Origin of the sequence: Nonomuraea turcica (genome assembly GCF_030718205.1) — a bacterium.
Classification (GTDB): Bacteria; Actinomycetota; Actinomycetes; order Streptosporangiales; family Streptosporangiaceae; genus Nonomuraea.
Map to the genome: position 1 here is coordinate 1 of NZ_JAUZQF010000061.1, position 17075 is coordinate 17075.

At 68.7% G+C, this 17075-nt stretch carries 18 protein-coding genes and 1 pseudogene; 13 read left to right on the plus strand and 6 right to left on the minus strand.

From position 1 onward, the window contains the following. From Q9G87_RS59720 to Q9G87_RS59740, 5 genes and pseudogenes are all read left to right on the plus strand, one after another. A pseudogene (locus Q9G87_RS59720) lies at nucleotides 1-117 on the plus strand (IS5/IS1182 family transposase); the annotation flags it as partial. A gap of 54 nt (nucleotides 118-171) precedes the next feature. Beyond that, a complete protein-coding gene (locus Q9G87_RS59725) occupies nucleotides 172-714 on the plus strand; it encodes a hypothetical protein (RefSeq protein ID WP_305925578.1) in 543 nt (180 codons plus the stop codon). A 70-nt stretch (nucleotides 715-784) separates the two neighbouring features. Beyond that, the gene (locus Q9G87_RS59730) at nucleotides 785-1264 is read left to right on the plus strand and encodes an integrase catalytic domain-containing protein (RefSeq protein WP_305925579.1); all 480 of its coding nucleotides are present in this window, start codon (nucleotides 785-787) and stop codon (nucleotides 1262-1264) included. Nucleotides 1265-1457: 193 nt separating this feature from the next. Further along, nucleotides 1458-2180: an ATP-binding protein gene (locus tag Q9G87_RS59735; RefSeq protein ID WP_305925580.1), complete on the plus strand. Its 723-nt coding sequence runs from the start codon at nucleotides 1458-1460 to the stop codon at nucleotides 2178-2180. A gap of 270 nt (nucleotides 2181-2450) precedes the next feature. Beyond that, on the plus strand, nucleotides 2451-3224 hold the full coding sequence (locus Q9G87_RS59740; protein WP_305925581.1) for an ATP-binding protein: 774 nt from the start codon (nucleotides 2451-2453) through the stop codon (nucleotides 3222-3224). A gap of 575 nt (nucleotides 3225-3799) precedes the next feature. Here the strand turns inward: Q9G87_RS59740 and Q9G87_RS59745 are convergent. From Q9G87_RS59745 to Q9G87_RS59755, 3 genes are all read right to left on the minus strand, one after another. Continuing rightward, complete coding sequence (locus Q9G87_RS59745) at nucleotides 3800-4285, minus strand: RICIN domain-containing protein (RefSeq protein WP_305925582.1); 486 nt, start codon at nucleotides 4283-4285, stop codon at nucleotides 3800-3802. Nucleotides 4286-4383: 98 nt separating this feature from the next. Further along, nucleotides 4384-4686: a hypothetical protein gene (locus Q9G87_RS59750; RefSeq protein ID WP_305925583.1), complete on the minus strand. Its 303-nt coding sequence runs from the start codon at nucleotides 4684-4686 to the stop codon at nucleotides 4384-4386. Nucleotides 4687-5375: 689 nt separating this feature from the next. Continuing rightward, on the minus strand, nucleotides 5376-6929 hold the full coding sequence (locus Q9G87_RS59755) for a helix-turn-helix domain-containing protein (RefSeq protein WP_305925584.1): 1554 nt from the start codon (nucleotides 6927-6929) through the stop codon (nucleotides 5376-5378). A 141-nt stretch (nucleotides 6930-7070) separates the two neighbouring features. On the opposite strand from Q9G87_RS59755, the gene Q9G87_RS59760 reads away from it, so the two are divergent. The 3 genes from Q9G87_RS59760 to Q9G87_RS59770 are packed head-to-tail and all read left to right on the plus strand — an operon-like array spanning nucleotide 7071 to nucleotide 11019. Beyond that, nucleotides 7071-7676 carry a hypothetical protein gene (locus Q9G87_RS59760; protein WP_305925585.1) on the plus strand — a complete coding sequence of 202 codons (606 nt, stop codon included), beginning with the start codon at nucleotides 7071-7073 and terminating at the stop codon, nucleotides 7674-7676. Between the two features lie 14 nt (nucleotides 7677-7690). Next, nucleotides 7691-7936 (plus strand): hypothetical protein, encoded by a 246-nt coding sequence (locus Q9G87_RS59765; RefSeq protein WP_305925586.1) that lies wholly within the window; start codon nucleotides 7691-7693, stop codon nucleotides 7934-7936. Nucleotides 7937-7992: 56 nt separating this feature from the next. Then, on the plus strand, nucleotides 7993-11019 hold the full coding sequence (locus tag Q9G87_RS59770; RefSeq protein ID WP_305925587.1) for a hypothetical protein: 3027 nt from the start codon (nucleotides 7993-7995) through the stop codon (nucleotides 11017-11019). A gap of 462 nt (nucleotides 11020-11481) precedes the next feature. On the opposite strand, the gene Q9G87_RS59775 is transcribed toward Q9G87_RS59770, so the two are convergent. Beyond that, nucleotides 11482-11742: a hypothetical protein gene (locus Q9G87_RS59775; protein WP_305925588.1), complete on the minus strand. Its 261-nt coding sequence runs from the start codon at nucleotides 11740-11742 to the stop codon at nucleotides 11482-11484. Nucleotides 11743-12014: 272 nt separating this feature from the next. Here Q9G87_RS59775 and Q9G87_RS59780 point away from each other — a divergent pair, with 272 nt between their 5' ends. After that, a complete protein-coding gene (locus Q9G87_RS59780; protein WP_305925589.1) occupies nucleotides 12015-12350 on the plus strand; it encodes a hypothetical protein in 336 nt (111 codons plus the stop codon). After that, a complete protein-coding gene (locus tag Q9G87_RS59785; RefSeq protein ID WP_305925590.1) occupies nucleotides 12350-12757 on the plus strand; it encodes a hypothetical protein in 408 nt (135 codons plus the stop codon). The genes Q9G87_RS59780 and Q9G87_RS59785 overlap by 1 nt, the downstream gene beginning before the upstream one ends. Nucleotides 12758-12834: 77 nt before the next feature. Here the strand turns inward: Q9G87_RS59785 and Q9G87_RS59790 are convergent, their stop codons facing one another. Further along, entirely contained in the window at nucleotides 12835-13104 is a 270-nt protein-coding gene (locus Q9G87_RS59790; protein ID WP_305925591.1) for a hypothetical protein, read from the minus strand. A gap of 395 nt (nucleotides 13105-13499) precedes the next feature. Between Q9G87_RS59790 and Q9G87_RS59795 the strand changes: the two genes are divergently transcribed. From Q9G87_RS59795 to Q9G87_RS59805, 3 genes are read left to right on the plus strand one after another with little or no spacing between them, the layout of a single operon-like run. After that, on the plus strand, nucleotides 13500-14165 hold the full coding sequence (locus Q9G87_RS59795; protein WP_305925592.1) for a TetR/AcrR family transcriptional regulator: 666 nt from the start codon (nucleotides 13500-13502) through the stop codon (nucleotides 14163-14165). Further along, complete coding sequence (locus Q9G87_RS59800; protein ID WP_305925593.1) at nucleotides 14158-15030, plus strand: ABC transporter ATP-binding protein; 873 nt, start codon at nucleotides 14158-14160, stop codon at nucleotides 15028-15030. Before Q9G87_RS59795 ends, Q9G87_RS59800 begins: the two co-directional genes overlap by 8 nt. Continuing rightward, the gene (locus Q9G87_RS59805; protein ID WP_305925594.1) at nucleotides 15027-16583 is read left to right on the plus strand and encodes an ABC transporter permease; all 1557 of its coding nucleotides are present in this window, start codon (nucleotides 15027-15029) and stop codon (nucleotides 16581-16583) included. The genes Q9G87_RS59800 and Q9G87_RS59805 overlap by 4 nt, the downstream gene beginning before the upstream one ends. Before the next feature lie 52 nt (nucleotides 16584-16635). On the opposite strand, the gene Q9G87_RS59810 is transcribed toward Q9G87_RS59805, so the two are convergent. Further along, nucleotides 16636-17075 (minus strand): DUF6245 family protein (locus Q9G87_RS59810; protein WP_305925595.1); only part of this gene is annotated, 440 nt, incomplete at its 5' end.

The window sequence follows — 17075 nt, forward strand, 5'->3', positions numbered from 1 at the left end:
CGCGCGAATGCCGTCCTGAAGAACTGGCGCATCCTGCGCAAACTCCGCTGCTGCCCGCTACGTGCAGGTCAACTCGTCAAAGCAATCTTCGTCCTGCAAGCTCGCGAGGTGCGGTGAAAAACCTTCAGTATCGATCTGGCTTTGCGCATCTGCGACGCCGTGGATATCGACGTGGCCGAATTGGTGGGACGCCGCCGAGAAGACCGGCCGCGACCACCATCTGACGACGACCTGGTGCTCGAGGCGGCACTGGCTCAGCACGGCCAGGTGGCCGAGCAGGACCTGGCCGAGGCGCTGGGCTGGTCCCTTGCCCGGGTCCGGGGGAGCGCCGAAGACCTGTCCCTGCGGTTGGCGCAAACCGTGCTCCACCTCCTCTGGACGGATGGTTTCCTGCAGGTGCAGCCGCGCCCTGGGGTGTTACCTGCGGAGGTGTCCAAGCAGCTGCAGACCCTCCAACAGGCTCGCCTGCCCCTGTCGCCCGACGACGCCGCCATTCTGCTGCATCTCATCCGGGCAGATCGCCACCTGACGGTGAACCGGCACATCCTTATCGATTGGGAAGCAGAGGAGCACCTCATCCGCCACGGCATCACCGCCGAGCGGGACCGCCGCGGACCAGCCGAGCTGACCAGCACGTGGCTCACCCCGGCACCCCATGCGGACGTCCTGTTCGGGCTCGGCCTGGGCGTTCATCCGCATAAGGATCCGTCATGAGGTGGGCGACCACAGGAGGGGCTTACCGAGGACATCTCTCGCCCCCTCACGTCAAGGAGAGGCAGTGATCATGACCGCTACCAACAGCCCGCCTCGGCACGACCGGCGGGCCATCTCACCAAGCATCTGGCTGGCCGACACGATGACCGGCGCCGATCTCACGATCGGTGGACGGCGGGTCTGGTTGCATATGCTGCTGGACAGCATCAGCGCCACGCCCGTGGGGTTTCGGTGGGACCACCTCGGTGGTGGTCACGGCGCGGTCGCGGTGTTGCGGTCGGCCTTGGCCGCCTACCCCGTTCCGCACACCATCCACACGGACTTCGGGGCAGCCTACACCTCCGCCTACGCCGTGATGTGCGGACGGCACGGCATCCGGCTCGTCCGCTCACGTGATCCCCGACTTCTGCTTGAGCGGATCTTCGGCCGCGTCCAGCGCCAATTCGTCCACGGTCTTGGCCGCGTCTCGGACTCGGTCACCGATATCGAGCACCTGAATCAACTCTTCGCCGAATGGCTGGACTCCTACCAGGACCGGCTTCAGGCGTGACAGGTGTTTGCTAGCACACCGATGGGCGGCGGCTGCTGAGGCATCCGCAGCATCGGCACGCCGCCGCGACACGGCCGGAATCCAGCCGAACACCGCCATCGCGACGTCAGCCCGCCGACACAGTCCTGAGCATAATTCACCGCGCGAGATGCAGGAGGCCGCCATGACACAGCCAGCGCAAGGAGATCACTTCATGAACCTGCCCGGCGCGAACCTCGTCGCGACAACGGACATGACGCGTACCCGGGACTACCTGCAATACGCGATCAGCGCCCGGGCGATGATGTGTGTTCACGGCGATGCAGGGCTCGGCAAATCCTTTGCGGTCATGGCGTCACTGCGCACACTGGCACCTGACAACGCGCACTACATATCGTTTTACGAGCGGCCCACCCCGAGCTACTTACGCCGAAAGCTCTTCGAAGCCGTGGGTCACGACACTCCCATGCCGCGCACCCCCTTCGACGCCGACAGACTCCTCAAGACGGCGCTCAGCGAGCGGTTCCGTGTCCTCGTCTGCGAGACAGCGCACTGGCTGTCCCTCGAAGGCTTCGAATACTGGCGACATCTGTGGAGCGACCGGGATACCGACCTTGCAGTCGTGTTCGTGGGCGCAGACAAATGTCGCCAGATGCTTTCTGCGTCACCGTCTCTCGCGTCCAGCATCTACATCTGGCAAGAATACCGGCCGATGACGCAGGCACAGATTCTCGACGTGATTCCCGCCTTTCACCCGGTCTGGGCGGATGCAGATCCCGACGATATCGACTTCGTCTACCGCACCGCCGCCAGGGGAGTCTTCCGCTCGTGGGCGAGGCTGACCCATCACGTCATCGCCCTGCTCGAGGAGCAGGGGCACAAACGCGCCGACCGCGAGGTGTTGCGCCAGGCGCTGACCAGATTCATGGGGGCCTGAGGCGGCTGGTCACTCCTTCAGGACGAGCGGTCGGCGACGTCGTGCGTAGCGATGGCGTTCGCCGCTGGTGTCCCGCTGGTCACTGCCCGGTCGTCGCCCAGCCGTCCGGCTCACATGCGGCGACTCCTCGCCCAACCATAACCCCCGCGGATCACGACCAGGTGCGCTCTGGCCGGCTACTGGCGGACATCCGATGCGGAGATCTCATCCCTGCGCGGTCCCCGCCGGGGCCGCACAGCACGCTCGTTCCGACAAGCAGGAGGACTGGTCATGCCCGCAGGTGCCGTACCCCCACCCGACGACGGAAACGATGACATTCGGCAGCCCGACGGTGCCAACGTTGTGGTTACTGAAGCGCTCCGCCTGACGCACACCAACCTGGCGATCACCCTCGAAGAGCGCGCCATGGCATGCATGTACGGCGATTCCGGACTCGGCAAGACCGCGATGGTGAACGCCGTCCTGCGCCACCTCGCCCCTGAGGAGACCATCCAGCTGCCGTGCTGCCCCCGCCGCATGCGTGAAGCACTCTTCGACGCTCTGGGCCTGCAAGGCCCCAAGCCGAGAAATGCGCGCGAGTGCGATGACCTGCTCAAGGCGACGCTGGCCGAGAAGTTCCGGGTACTGGTGTGTGATGAGGCGCACTGGCTGCCGGCCGACTGCGTCGAGTGGTGGTACCACCTACGGGACGACCGCACCGGCGCGGCAATCGTGTTCGTGGGCGGGGCGGACTGTCCCGAGGTGCTGACGCAGACAACGCGTGAGCCCATGCTGTCCTCGCACATTCTGCTCTGGCAGAAATTCCAGAGGATGTCCTTGGCCGAGGTCCTGGATGTGATTCCGGCCTACCACCCGATCTGGGCCGGTGCCGACGCCAAGCTCATCAAGCTGGCCGACCGGCAGGCCGGCCACGGCAACTGGCGTGTCTGGGCTCGCCTCACCAAGCTCGCGGTGCGCGCGCTCAGCCAGCTCCAGCGCCCCGCCGTCGATGATGATGTCCTGGCGTGGGTGCTGGACAGGCTGCGCCCGCAGTGGCCACTGTGACAACCGTCCGGAATCCGCGCCCGTCACGGGTATGGCTTGCATGGCGAGGACAACGTCCTCACCTGTGTTCTGGCTTGCGACAACCTTCGGGAGCGGCTCTGGTCCTGGCTCGCTCGGCCGCTGTCGGGGACGACGTCTTGCCCATGAGGCCGGGCCACCGCAGGTTCACCTGCATGGAGGAGAGCCACTGCCCGCTTCCATGAGGTCGGTCGATCCGTGCAGCCGGCGCCGACAGTTCCCGTGCTGGTCGTGCCAGGCCAGAAACTTGCTGCAGGCGCGCCCCCGCTATGCGATTCATAGAGATCAGCTGGGGATTCCGGCTGCCCTTCCGCGTCAGAGTTAATGAACCAGTCCTGGTCCGAAACACCTATCAGCCGCGGGTAGTTTGACCACCCCGTGGAAGAGGTTGGAGCAGGTGGCAGGATCACAGCAGGACCCCAAGCAGTCCCCGTCGCGCACGAACGGGATAGGTAAGCGTGCGCCTTCCCGCAGGCCAGCACGGGTGACGAATGGGGCCGGTTGTCACGGCTTCACCTCCGTTCGCTGGGCGCACGAGTCATCGAGGTCAAGAGTCGCTACGCACGACGCCACAGGGACATAGCGCCATCTCTGCCGGGCGTGCACTTGACGTTGTATTTCAGATCGGCTTTTAGGAAGCCGCAATTGCCATCGGACAGATAGCTCCAGTCCTCGGGGACGCCACCAATCCAGGTGGAGTTTGCGCCGATACATTCCACCATTTTGGTGAACTGGTTGTTCCCGATACACAGCATTCCGGTCTGGCCGTTCACGCTGTAGACTTTGTTTCCCTGGTAGAGCGTCCACCACTGGTAGTCGTCTCGCTCGTTGCAGACCTCCAGTGTTACGCGCGACCCTTTAGTCTTCCCTGCCTTGAGGCACTGTCCCATGTACTTATTCTTGATCAGGAATTGCCCTGCCCTCGACCGCATGTCGCCTGCTTGGGCCGCGGTCGTCGCTGTGTCCGCCTGGGCGGCGGTCGTCATGACCGGAGACATGGCAAGGATAAGTACTCCCTTAGCGAGCAGTGTCTTCTTACGCATCGAACTCCCCTTTCACGTTGCTGGGATTGAATATTTGAGCTGTCGTCATCCGATCGAGGACGGCCGACGGGGCCATCGCCGCCGCGAGTTCTCTGACCTCACTTGATCTTGGCGCAGCCCGTTTTCTGGTCCGCGGGGACGTCGGACTGCTTGGCATCCCAGGTGGCGGTGATGATGTAAAGGTGGATCCCATGGTCAGTCGAAACGTAGGCCGTGGTCCAGACGACCTTGAACCAATGCCGCTTCTCGCTGGCCGCGACCTTGAGGCAATAGATCCTCTTCTCGCCCTGCTTTCCCTCCTTGTCCCACAGGACGAGAGTGGCCTTGATGTGACCCTCGAACGACCTGCTCCAGCGGTGCGCGATGTGCCGGTAACCCCATTTCGAGTTTCCGCATCTCAAAATACCGTCGGCTATGGTCGTTGGATTACCCTTGACCGGCCTCCTCTCCCAGGTCCTCGCTATATAGGTCTTATATCTGCCGTCGCAGTTCGGTCGCGTTATCCGCGGGTCGGAAGTAGGGGAGGGGGTGGAGGATGGGGAGGGCGTCGGCGAATGGTTAGGGCGAGCCAGAGTGGTGGCCGGAGCGAGAGTGGCGGCACTCGCCGGGGGAACAAGAGGAATGGTTAACAGCCCTCCGGTCAAGATTGCCGCGGTCGCCAAGCTGATCTGACGGCGGATCGGGATGCATCTGGACGTGTTGGACAATTTCATAAATTCTCCCGCGATGGCTTATCTGACTGTTCATACTCTGAGGACGAAAACAGGGATGGAAATGTGACGTGGGATCGAGAGATGTGATCTATGTCTCATTGGGCGCGTGTGCCTGGCTTGGGTCGGACCGGAGCGGTGCTGACATTGCGATCAGCCCGTTTTTCCGGCCCGCCCTTCGCACCCAGCGTGCATGTCTCGATGCAATCGGCGCTCCACGTGCCTTTACCACGCCGGCGACGATGTCGGCTTGCCGTACCGTGCACGGTTGTTTCTCCTGCTTGATTGCACTGTTCGATCGCTTGACAGACCCCACTCGTCGGACGGGCGTCGTCGTCCCCGTGCATCAGATGGACCCGTCGCCAAGACCGTAAAAGACGTCACGCTTTCGGGCCACCGTGCATGGTGCTCAATTCCGGGTGCTGGTTGTGCACGGTGCTCAGGTGATCCCGGGCGGTGGTGATATGGAGGGCGTGGACGACATCATGGATGCCAGTGCCGGTGGTCAGCAGGTCGCGGCCCAGCAGGGCTTCAGCGGTGCGCAGGTGGGTGCGGACGGTGTTGCGGCTGATGCCGAGGCTGTGGGCAGCCCGCTGGGCGTCGGTGTTGACGTCGATCCACGCCTGCAGGGTGCGGCGGTGCGTGGCCCGCAGAGGGCGGAGAAAGGTCTGAGCCCAGGCAGCGGCGCGTTCGGTGCGCAGCAGGTCGTCCAGGGTGAGGGGCGGGTGGTGGTTACCAGGTTCGGGGCCGACGCATGCGCTGGTGAGGGCGAGCGCCAGGTGGACTTCGGCGCGGGAGCGGACGTCGGCGAGGTCGAGGCTGAGGGCCCCTTCCGCGCGGCTGATGTGCGCGGTGACGGTGTTGCGGCTGAGGTCGAGCAGTCGCGCCACGGCGGATCGGGGCATGCTCATGAGGAAGCGGGTGATGTCGACGGTGATCCTCGGGAGGGAATCAAGGGGGCGCAGTAAGTCACGCGCCCAGATAAGGGCGGGACGGCGGGGCAGGACGCTTTCCAGCGGGGTCTGGCCGTGGTAGAGGGCCACGCGGCCGGGTGTGGTGCGGGCGGCGGCCAGGGCGTGGGCGGCCTGGATGTAAGCTGCGGCCGTCGCGTTGAGAGGGTGCGAGCCGCTGATGCCCAGCGCGTAGCGCGGGTTGTCGCGTACCAGGCGGCGCAGGGCCTCGCCCCGCCCGTGGGGCCGGCCGCCGGAGCCGTTCGCGTCCTCGTCGTCGGTGATGAGACAGATCAGGTGTTCCTTGATGGCGGGGCACTGCACCATCAGGTCCCGGCCGTGGTAACCGGAGCGATCCTGGTGGGCCTGCGCGATCCGGTCACGGTCGGCCGAGGGGCAGTGCAGCAAGTGGACCCGCAGCCGGTCGGCCTCCAGCAGTGGCGGAACGGCACCAGTCGTCATACGGCGGGCCAGCGTCGGCTCCCCTGCCAGCAGCGCCTGGAGTACGGCGAAGCGCACCTGGCGTGCCTTGTGCTGGTAGCCGCGCCAGGCCCGGTCGGAGTCCTGAGCGCGGTGCAGGAGCGTGATAACGCTGCCAGCGTGCGAGACCAGCGCAAGCGCCTCAGGGGTCGGCTCCGAACGACTGGCCGCCACCAGCACCGGGCGCGGAGCGTACGCACCCAGGGCTTCACAGCGCACGTACAGCCTGTCGGCCTCAGTGGCGGCCGCGCCCAACTCCCCGCTGGACAGCCGCGCGAGCAGCGGAGCGAGCGTTCGTACAATCCCCCCGGGGAAACCCGCGGTGGCCGACTCCACCGTGCCCGCGTCATCCCCGACCAGCGCCACATCCACGTCGGCCTGACGGTGCAGCCAGTCGAGAATCTCCCGCGCGTCCGGCCCGGCCCCACGGCACGCCTGACGCTTCGCCTCGCGCAACAGCCCGTCCAGCTGTCCGGCCTGCCACTGCGCTCCCGTGTCTCCCACGGTCCCATACCCCCAAGCCGACATCCGTCTTCTGCCATCACCCTTGTGGTGCGCCTTCCTTACAAGAGATAGACGCCCGGATTCACCCGGATGTGACAGGAGCGCTCGGTACTCCGTGAGGGTGCGCCGTAGGATGCCGGAGTGCCGCTGGTTGTGGGCCGGGCACAGGTACAAGGCCAGGGAGAGTGTCCTGTGGCACGCCAGAAATTCGCTCTGAACACCGAACCCCATGTCGCCGAAATCGGCGACAACATCATTCTGGAATTCCGGCCGGAAGTCATGGGCGATGAGTTTCTGGAGGCGTGGGAGGCGCTGCAGGAGACCTACCGGACGCTCGGCGTCGACCAGGCTAGCGTCAGCAACTCCTCGGCGGAGACGCTCAAGACCGCCGGCACGGCGGTGCGCCGATTCCTCGCCGGGTTCATGCTGCCGGAGTCGGCCAAGCTGTATGCCTGGTGGGAGGTGCGCGACAAGGCCGGCAAGGTCGTGTTCGATAGCGGCGACCCGGAGGAGGCGGCCGCGCAGGCCAAGACGGTGAAGGGCACCACGGTGGTCGACGTGGGGCTTCGGCTGCCCGACCGGGTCCATCTGGAGCTGATGAGCTGGATCACGGAGGTGTACGGGCAGCGCCCTACCACGTCGTCATCCGGCTCTGCCGCTCCATTGCCACCTCATGGAACGAAATCGACGGCCAGCTCGCGCTCCAAGGCATCGACCCCCGCTCGTGGACGCTCACGCGCCTCCTGAACGCCGCGGAGGTGATGATGGCCAGAGCCGCCAAGGATGACGCCGAGTCCGAGCGCAACAGGGCGCGGCTGTACGCGCCGCCGCAGGCGCTGGCGATCGGGCGCGGCCGCCGTCGCTCCGCCACACCGGCCGCGTCGGCTGCACCGGCCGCTCCAGGACGACGGGCAGGCGCGGCCATGACGCGGTCGCAGGCGCTGGCGATGATGGCCGAGATCAACGTCGAAGACGCGCGACTCAGCCCGCGCGGCCGCAACGGATAGGCTGGTAACGCCGCTGGTTTTGGGCCGGGCAACCTGCGATTTCGCGAGGTTGCCTGGTGGCCGACGACATCGTTGGCAGCGCCCGGATACGAGTCGAGCTCGACGACAGCGGCGTCGAGCGGCAGGCACGCGCCACCGGCCGCCGCCTGTCCAGCTCGTTCAAGGGCTCCGGCGCCGACGCCGCCGACGAGTTCGTCCGCGACGCCCAAGGCAGGCTGCGTGACGCCCGCGGCCGGTTCGTCGCCGAAGGCGTCCAGATCGGGCGGGCGATCGGCCAAGGAGCCGGCCGCGGCGCCAGCCTGCTCGCCATCGCTCTGGGGGTAGCGGCCGGAGGCCTGACCAAGCTCGTCGCCGGGGCGGGTGCCGTCACGAGCTTGTCGATCGCCCTGGCCAGCACGGCGAGTTCCGCTGTCGGCCTGGCGGCCGCGCTGGCCCCGGCGGCGGGGATCATCGCCGCGCTGCCGGCCGGGGTGCTGCTGCTGCAGAGCGCGGTCGCCACGCTGGGCGTGGCCCTGGCAGGGGTCGGCGAGGCGTTCGAGGCCGCGCTGACCGAGGACGCGGCCAAATTCGAGGAGAGCCTCGCCGGCTTGTCGCCCGCGGCCCGGTCGGTCGCGCGCGAGCTGCGCGCGGTCAAACCTGAGATCGACGAGCTGCGCGCGGCCGTACAGGATGCGCTGTTCGCGCCGCTGCAAGGCGAGATCACCCGGCTTGTCGGCACCCTGCGCGGCCCGCTCACCGCCGGCATGTCGGCCACGACCGGCGAGCTGGCGCGGCTCGGCCTGTCGGTGACGCGGTTCGCGAGCTCGGCCGCCGGGGTCGACCTCGTCAGCCGCGTCTTTGAGTCGCTGCGGCTCACGCTGACGTCGATCGACTCGGCCACGCTGGACCGGCTGCTGGTCGCGGTCAGCGGGTTCGTCACCTCCAGCCTGCCCGCCTTCGACGGTCTGGGTGATGCGATCGATGCCGCACTCAACCGGCTGTCGGGCTTCCTCGAGGAGGCCACGCTCGCCGGTGACGCGATGGTCTGGGTCGACCAGGCGATCGAGGTGTTCCGGGAGCTCGGCTCGATCGTGGCCGACTCCGGGGCGATCATCCTCGGCGTCTTCGACGCGGTCGAGGCCAGCGGCCAGGACACCCTGGGGTCGATCAGCGCCGTGCTGGAGCGCGTGCGCGCATTCGTGGAATCGGGCCAGGGCCAGGTGGCGCTGGTCGAGACCTTCCGCGCGTTGCGCACGGTGGGTGGCGAGTTCGGCGATGTCCTCGCCGTACTGCTGACGCAGCTGGGCCGGATCGCGCCGATCGTCGCCGACCTGTCGACCTCCGTCGGTGGCGGGCTCGCTGGCGCGCTGCAGGCCGTCGGCTCCGGGCTGGTCGCGCTCGGCCCCGGGGTGATCGCCACGTTCGAGGCGATCGAGTCGGCGATCTCCCGCATCTCCCAGACCGGCGCGCTGACCTCCCTCGCCGCGGGCGCGTCCGACCTGCTGGAAGCAGCCCTGGCCCCGCTCATCCCCGCCGCGATCAACATCGGGACCGCTCTGGGGGATCTGGGGCCGGCGGCGTCGCTGTTCGCCGCGGTGCTGACCCCCATCGTGTCCCTGATCAGCGGCGTCACCTCCGCGTTCGCCAGCCTGCCCGGGCCGCTGCAAGCCGCCGGCCTCGCGCTGATCGCGCTGGTCGCCCTCCGGTCGCGTGTCGCGGCGTTCGGCGAGACCCTCGCGCAGCTGCCGCAGCGGCTGTCCTCGCAGGCAGTCGGCACCGCCACGCGCAGCATCAGCGTCCTGCGCAGCGGCATCAGCGGCCTGCTCGGGCTCGTCGGAGGGCCGTGGGGTCTGGCGATCGCCGCCGGCGTCACCGCCATCAGCTTGTTCGGTCAGCGGCAGGCCGAGGCTGCCCAGAAGGTGTCGGACCTGACCGCCACGCTGGATGAGCAGACCGGGGGCCTGACCGAGAACACCCGGCAGTGGGTCGTCAACGAGCTGCACCAGCGCGGCACCCTGGATCTGGCCAAGCGGCCCGGGATCGACACCGCGCTCGTCACCCAGGCCGTGCTGGGCCAGGAGGAAGCGGTCAAGCAGCTCAACGCCGCGCTTGACGCCAACCTTGAGGCTGCGGCAGCCCGAGCCGGCAGCAACCTGCCGGGCGCGCTGGAGGGGGAACTGGTCAACGCGGGCAACCTGCGGGTCGCGGTGGGGGAGCTGTCGGCCACCTACAAGGCGGCGACGTCGGACGCGCGGTTGAAGGCCGAGGCGTCACGGGAGATCGCGTTCGCCGAGCAGGGCGCCGCCCAGGCGGTGCGGGACGTCACCGCGGCGATGAAGGCGCAGGCCGACGAATTGCGCGCCCAGGTCGACCCGGCCTTCGCCTTCCAGCAAGCGCTGCAAGGGGTGGCCGACAAGCAGAACGCCTACACGCGCGCTGTCCGTGAGTCCGGGAAGGGATCGCGCGAGGCCCGCATTGCCGCGCTGGAGCTGGCCAACCAGAGCGCCGAGCTGGCCACCGCGGCGGGCGCGCTGGGGGACGCCTTCAGCAGCCGCCTTACCCCGAGCATGCGTTCCACCCTGAGAGCGGCAGGCCTGACCAAGGCGCAGATCGCCGCAGTGGAGGGGGCGCTGCGGCAGACCAAGGACGCCGCTGAGGACTATCAGGGCACCTACCGGGCCAACGTCCAGGTCCGCGGCGCGGCCGCGGCCGAGGCCCAGATCCGGAACCTGAACGCGGTGATCGCCGACGTCGAACGATCCGTGACCATCGGCATCACCGCCAACGTCAACCTCCGCAGCCTGCCGGCGTTCGCCGAGGGCGGCATCGTCGACCACCCGACGATCGCGATGATCGGCGAGGGGCACCGGCGGGAGGTCGTCATTCCGCTGACCAAGCCGGAGCGGGTCCGGCAGCTCGCGCACGAGTCCGGCCTGGCCGACATGCTCGCCACCCCCGGCGCCGGTAGCGGTGGCGCGGCTGCCCGGGGCGGGGATGGCGCCTACGCGGTCAACCACACCTGGAACATCTACGAGGTCGGCGACGCGGAGGCCACCGCGGAACGCGTCATCAACCGGCTCGTCCTGGCGGCAGAAGGGCTGTAACGGTGCTGGACGGATACCTGGAGATCGGCGACGTCGAGATCGCCAACCACACCAGGCTCGCCGCATACCTGGAGTCGGTCGGCAGCCCGCTCGCCGGCTGCAGCGACATCTGCGGCTGCCCGACCTTCACCCCTGACCTACTCGGCCACGACCCCTACACCACGCCAGAACAAGACGGGCACCCTGGTATGACCCTGACGTGCCAGAGTCGGCGGATTTCGCGGGCCTGCTGGTGCTGTCCGTCGCCGGCATGGAGGACCGGCCCGTGCGGCGGACCATCACCAACGCCGTCGCCGGAGGGGCCGCACTCGGCCCGGGGCGGGTGCAGGCGCGCACGGTCACTGTTACAGGGATCCTGCTGGGCGCGACCTGCTGCGCGGTCGACTACGGGCTGCACTGGCTGGGGTCGGCGCTGGAGGGGTGCAGCGGCGGCGCCGGCTGTGACGGGCAGTGCGTGACGGTCTACAACTGCTGCCCCAGCGAGGCGATGACGGCGGAGGAGTTCGCCGCCCGGCACCGCCGCACCTTGCGGCGGGCGGCGCTGCTGGAAGGCCCCCGCGTGATCGCCCGCGCCGGCGACGGCTGCAGCGCCGGGGAGTGCTCGACGGGGGCGGACATCCTCACCGTCGAGTTCGTGTTCGCCGCGGCGACGCCGTGGCTGTGGACAGACCCGACGCCCGTGCTGGATGTGGCGCTGCCGTCGGACGCCGGCGGCTGCATCACCTGGTGCGTCCACCCGCCCCCAGGCGCTCCGGAGCCTGGCTGCGAGGGGGTGTGCCGGCTCGCCGAATGCCCGGACCCCACCTTGGCATGCGCGGATCCCGCGTGCCGGCCTGCGACGCCGCCGGTGCCGAACCCGCCCGACACGTGCTTTTGTCAGGCGGTCGCGGTTAACACCGAGTGCTATGAGCTTGATCTGACGGGCATGCCTGCGTGGTCAGCTCACGCCCCGATGATCACCGTGGAGGCGGGCAGTTCGGACGGATGTGCGCCGGGTGACGATCAGCATCTACGAACGCACCGCCGCCCACGCCGGCCTCACCTGCGCGGAGATCGCCGACGCGGAGCGGTGCAACCCCCACTCCGTCTACCACGTCGGCTACGCCCCCGCCGGATCCGTGCTCACCCTCGACGGGCAGATCGGCCGCGCCCTCATCGAATGCGGCGGCGTGTGCGAAACGTCCGGCGACGTGTGGGGAGCCGACGGCAGCCCCCCAACGTGGCGGCCCCTCTCCACAGGCACGTACTGCATCTGCGTGGAGACCGACGCGCTGTTCCTGCCCGCCGCGGACGCCGCCGTGTCCGTCGCGGTGACCGGAAGGGGCTGCTGATGGCCCAGGCCGGGTGCGGCAGCCACACCGCCCAAATCTTGGACCGCGACGGCGCGGTCGTGGCCGGCGCCGACATGCTCGTCGAGGTCGAATGGAACCGGGTGCTGGACAACACCTCGACGGCGCGCGCGGTCATCGCGCCGGGCGGCGACTGCTGCCAGAAGTTGCGGGACGTGCGGTCCTGGCGGCACGTTTTGCTCGATGAGCTCGACCAGCCAGCCCGCCCGCAAGCGGCTCACCTTCAGCGCAGGTGTGCCGGGGGCGGGATGGGTACGGGACAGGAACGTGGTGACGGTGTTATTGCCGCGTCGATGGCAGCCCGGCCTGAACAGGTAGGCGCTCTGTCCCTGGTTGGTGGTGCTCTCCTCGGCCAAGACGCGTTCCCAAGGGTGGCGGCAGACCACTAGGCGGGCTCTGGGGCCACGTACCGCGACGACCACCGCGCCGTTGCCGGGCAGCCGCACATCATGCGCGCGCAGCGGGATCACCTCGGCCGAGTCGAGCCCGCAGCCCCGGCCCAGGGCGAGGAGCAGCCGGCAGCCTCGGCGCAGGTCGGCGGTCGGCTGGCCGCCGGCCCACGCCACAGCGCGGCGAGTTCGGCGCTGGTGTAGGGGCGCGAGGCGGTGTCGGCGGACAGTTTGACCGGCTTGCCGGTGGCGCAGCCGGTGCCGATGACGGCTTCGCGCAGCCGCAGCAGCTTGGAGCGGTAGGTGGCGCGGGTGCCCTCGCGCAGGTGCGCGGCACCAACGAGCACGTAACGTTCGATGACCTCTCGTGACAGCCAGCAGGCGGCGGTAGCGGGCAGTCCCTCGGCGGGATGGGGTCGCCGCCGGGATGCTGATCACATACGCGCCGCCACCGTCCGGGCAGGCATCGCAGCTGCCCCAGGAGGCGACCAAGACCACCGGCAATTCAATCAAGGCCAGCGCCACCCACAGGGCGGGAGTCAACACTGTCAACCAGCCCAGGCCCAGCCCAAGCAGGACCTCCTCGGTGACGCAGGCGATTAAGAGACGGCGGGACGCCGCAGAACACCGGCAGCGCCAGCACCGGACGCCCCAGATCCGCCAGACGCGCTGGCCACACAGGAATCATAAAGCAGACAATATGGATATGCGGTAAACCATATGTCCATATAGTATCCGGGATATGCGTTCAACCTACGATCGGCCGCCCGAGGATCTCACCGCACGCGCGAGAATCCGGGACGCGGCCTTGGCGGAGTTCGCCGAGCGCGGCTTCAAGGGCACGACGATGAAGGCCGTCGCCGACGCCGCCGGAGTCTCGGTCGGCCTGGTGCAGCACCATTTCGGCTCAAAGGAAGACCTGCGGGACGCCTGCGACGCGCACGTTCGTGCCGCCATGCTCGGCGCGGCGGGCCATGTCCAGGAGGGGGCCGACGTCACCCCCGACTTCATCCGACGAATGTACGAGGCGAACGAACTCACCGTCCGTTATCTCGCGCGGGCGCTGGTCGAGGGCTCGCCCGTCGGGGCGGCGATGTTCGACGAAGGCGCCGAGGCCGCCGAGCGGTTCTTCACGGAGAACTGGCCGGATGACTTCTCCCCGGAACAGGCGAAGGTGCGCGAACGCGCCGCCGTGATGGCGGCGATGCACCTCAGCACGATCGTGCTCCACCAGCATCTGTCCCGGCGGTTCGGCAGCGACGCGCTGCACAGGACGAATCTCCCCCGGCTCGGCATGGCCATGCTCGACGTCTACGCGCACATAGGCGAGTGGATCACCTCGGGGCCGGGGAGCCAGGTCAGCCAGGCCATCGCCGATCACCACACCAAGGAGCAGCCCCATGACTGATGCCATCCGGATCCAGGGGATGATCAAGAACTTCGGCCGGGTCCGCGCGCTCGACGGCCTGGACATGACCGTGCGGGAAGGAGAGGTGCACGGCTTCCTCGGCCCCAACGGTGCCGGCAAGACCACCACCCTGCGCATCCTGCTCGGCCTGCTGCGCAAGGACGGCGGCCAGGTCCAGCTGCTGGGCGGCGATCCCTGGGCCGAGGCCGTCGAACTGCACCAGCGGCTCGCCTACGTCCCCGGCGACGTCACCCTCTGGCCGAGCCTGTCCGGCGGCGAGGTGATCGACCTGCTCGGCCGGCTGCGCGGCGGCGCCGACGCCAAGCGGCGCGACGAGCTGATCGAGCGTTTCGCCCTGGATCCGCGCAAAAGGGCTCGCACCTATTCCAAGGGCAACCGGCAGAAGATCGCGCTGATCGCCGCGCTCGCCTCCGAGGTGGAGCTGTTACTGCTGGACGAGCCGACCTCCGGTCTCGACCCGCTGATGGAGGCGGTCTTCCGCGAGATCATCGCCGAGGAACGGCGCGCGGGCCGTACGGTCCTGCTTTCCAGCCACATCCTTGCCGAGGTCGAGGCGCTCTGCGACCGGGTGAGCATCGTCCGGGACGGACGGATCGTGGAGGCCGGAACGCTGGCGCAGCTGCGCCATCTCACGCGCACCTCGGTCACGGTCGAACTCGCCAGGGTTCCGGCCGACGGCCTGCCCGGTGTCCACGACCTGATCATCGACGGCGATCGGGTGCGTTTCCAGGCCGACACCGACCACATCGGCGACGTGCTGGCCCGGCTGGCGCAGTACGGCGTGCGCGACATCACCGCCCAGCCGCCCACCCTGGAGGAGCTGTTCATGAGGCACTACCGATGAACACGGCAGCACTGATCCGGCTGATCCTGCGCCGCGACCGCGTCTGGCAGCCACTGTGGGTCCTGTCGGTCACCCTCTTCGTCGCGACCACGGTGGCCACCATCCGCCAACTGCTCCCGACCCCGGAAGCACGCCTGCACTACGCAGGCGAGATCGCGAAGAACCCCGTGATCCTGCTGCTGCAGGGACCGACCTACGGCGACAGCCTGGGCGCGGCCGCCGCCCAGCAGCGGGGCGCCGCCACCACCCTCTTCGCCGCCCTGGCCAGCATCATCCTCCTGGTCAAGCACACCCGCTCGGACGAGGAGCAGGGGCGGCGGGAGCTTATCGGCTCGGCCGCCGTGGGACGGCACGCCCCGCTGACCGCCGCCCTCACCGTCGTGCTGGCCGCGAACGCCGTCCTGGCCGCGCTGATCACCGTCGTCTGCGTCAGCGCCGGGCTTCCTCTGCCCGGGGCCCTCGCCTGGGGACTGATGGCCGCATCCGGCGGCTGGGTCGGGGCCGCGCTGGCCGCGGTGGCCGTACAGGTGACCCAGAGCGCCCGCGTGGCCGGAGCCGTGGCCTTCGCTGTCTTCTTCGCGGCGTACCTGGTCCGAGGCGTCAGTGACCTGGGCGGCCCGCGCCTGGAATGGCTGGGCTGGCTCGTGCCGAACGGCTGGATCCTGCGCGCTCACGCCTTCGGCGGCGAACAGTGGTGGGTGTTCCTGCCGGTGGCGGTGTTCGTCGCGGCCATGGCCGGGGTCGCTTATGCGCTGTCGGCCCGCCGGGACATCGGCGCCGGCCTTATGCCGCCGCGGCTCGGCCCCGCCCATGCGCCGAACGCCCTGCGCGGACCACTCGGGCTGGCGTGGCGGATGCACCGGGGCATGGCACTGTCGTGGATCGCGGGTGCCGCCTTCATCGGTGCCGGGATCGGGCTAGGCGGAAAGACCGCCGTCAAAACGTTCGGCCAGAGCGGGGCACTGGACTTCTGGGCCAGGCGGACGGGATCAGACGATCCTGCTCAGATCTTCTTCGAACTCGTCGTGTACGAGCTGGCGGTGTACTCCGTCTCCCTGTACGCGATCATGACGGTGCTCCGCCTGCGCGGCGAGGAGGCCATCGAACTCTTCCTGTCTCACCCGGTGAGCCGGGTACACTGGGCGGTCAGCCATCTGCTGTTCGCGGTGGCGGTACCCGCAGTCGTGCTGGTGATCGTCGGCCTTGCGCTGGGCCTCGGCAACGGGGACTTCGCCGGCGGTTTGGCCCTCACCACGGTCCTCCTGCCCGGCATCTGGGTGATGGCCGGGCTCGCGCTGGCGGCCTTCGGGCTGTTCCGGCGGGCCGGAGCAGCCGTGGGGTGGACCGCCTTGGTACTGGCCATCGCCATGGAAATCGGCTGGGAGGTCGGCCTGGTGAGCGACTCTCTCTTCATGATCTCCCCGTTCGCCCACGTCCATTACTCCACGCTGGCCGACCCCGGGCCGGGCACGCTGCTCGGGCTTACCCTGGTGGCGACCGGCCTTGTCGCGATAGGCCTGTACGGGCTCCGCCGCCGCGATCTGGCCCTGTGACCAAGCCGGCCGGGCCAGGAAATGCCCGCGCGTCGCCAACGACTGTGGCGAATCAGGTGACCTTGACCTGCTCGACGCTGGGTACCTGACCGGCGGCGACGACGCCGAGCAGCCGCTGCAAGCCATCGGCGGCGTGCGCGGCGGCCAGCGGGATGGGGCCGGTGCTGGCGTCCTGGGCGATGCGCCGCAGCGACCCGGATACGCGCAGCGCCTGCGACTGCAGGAAGCCGGTCAGCTTGACCGGGTCGTCCGCAGTAACCAGCTGCTGGTCGTGGGCCTCGGCCAGATCTACCGCACCGTCCGCGCGGGTCTCGACGAGCATGGCGAGGCGCTGGGCGTGCTGGCCATCGAGATCGAGCTCCTCCAGCCCGCCACCGCGTGACCCATCACCAGGCGACGGAACCGCACCCCAGGACGAGCCGGGGCCCGCGCACCGCGCGGGCCCCGGCCCCATCGTCACTAACCGGCGGGAAAAAGCCGGTCCAGGACATC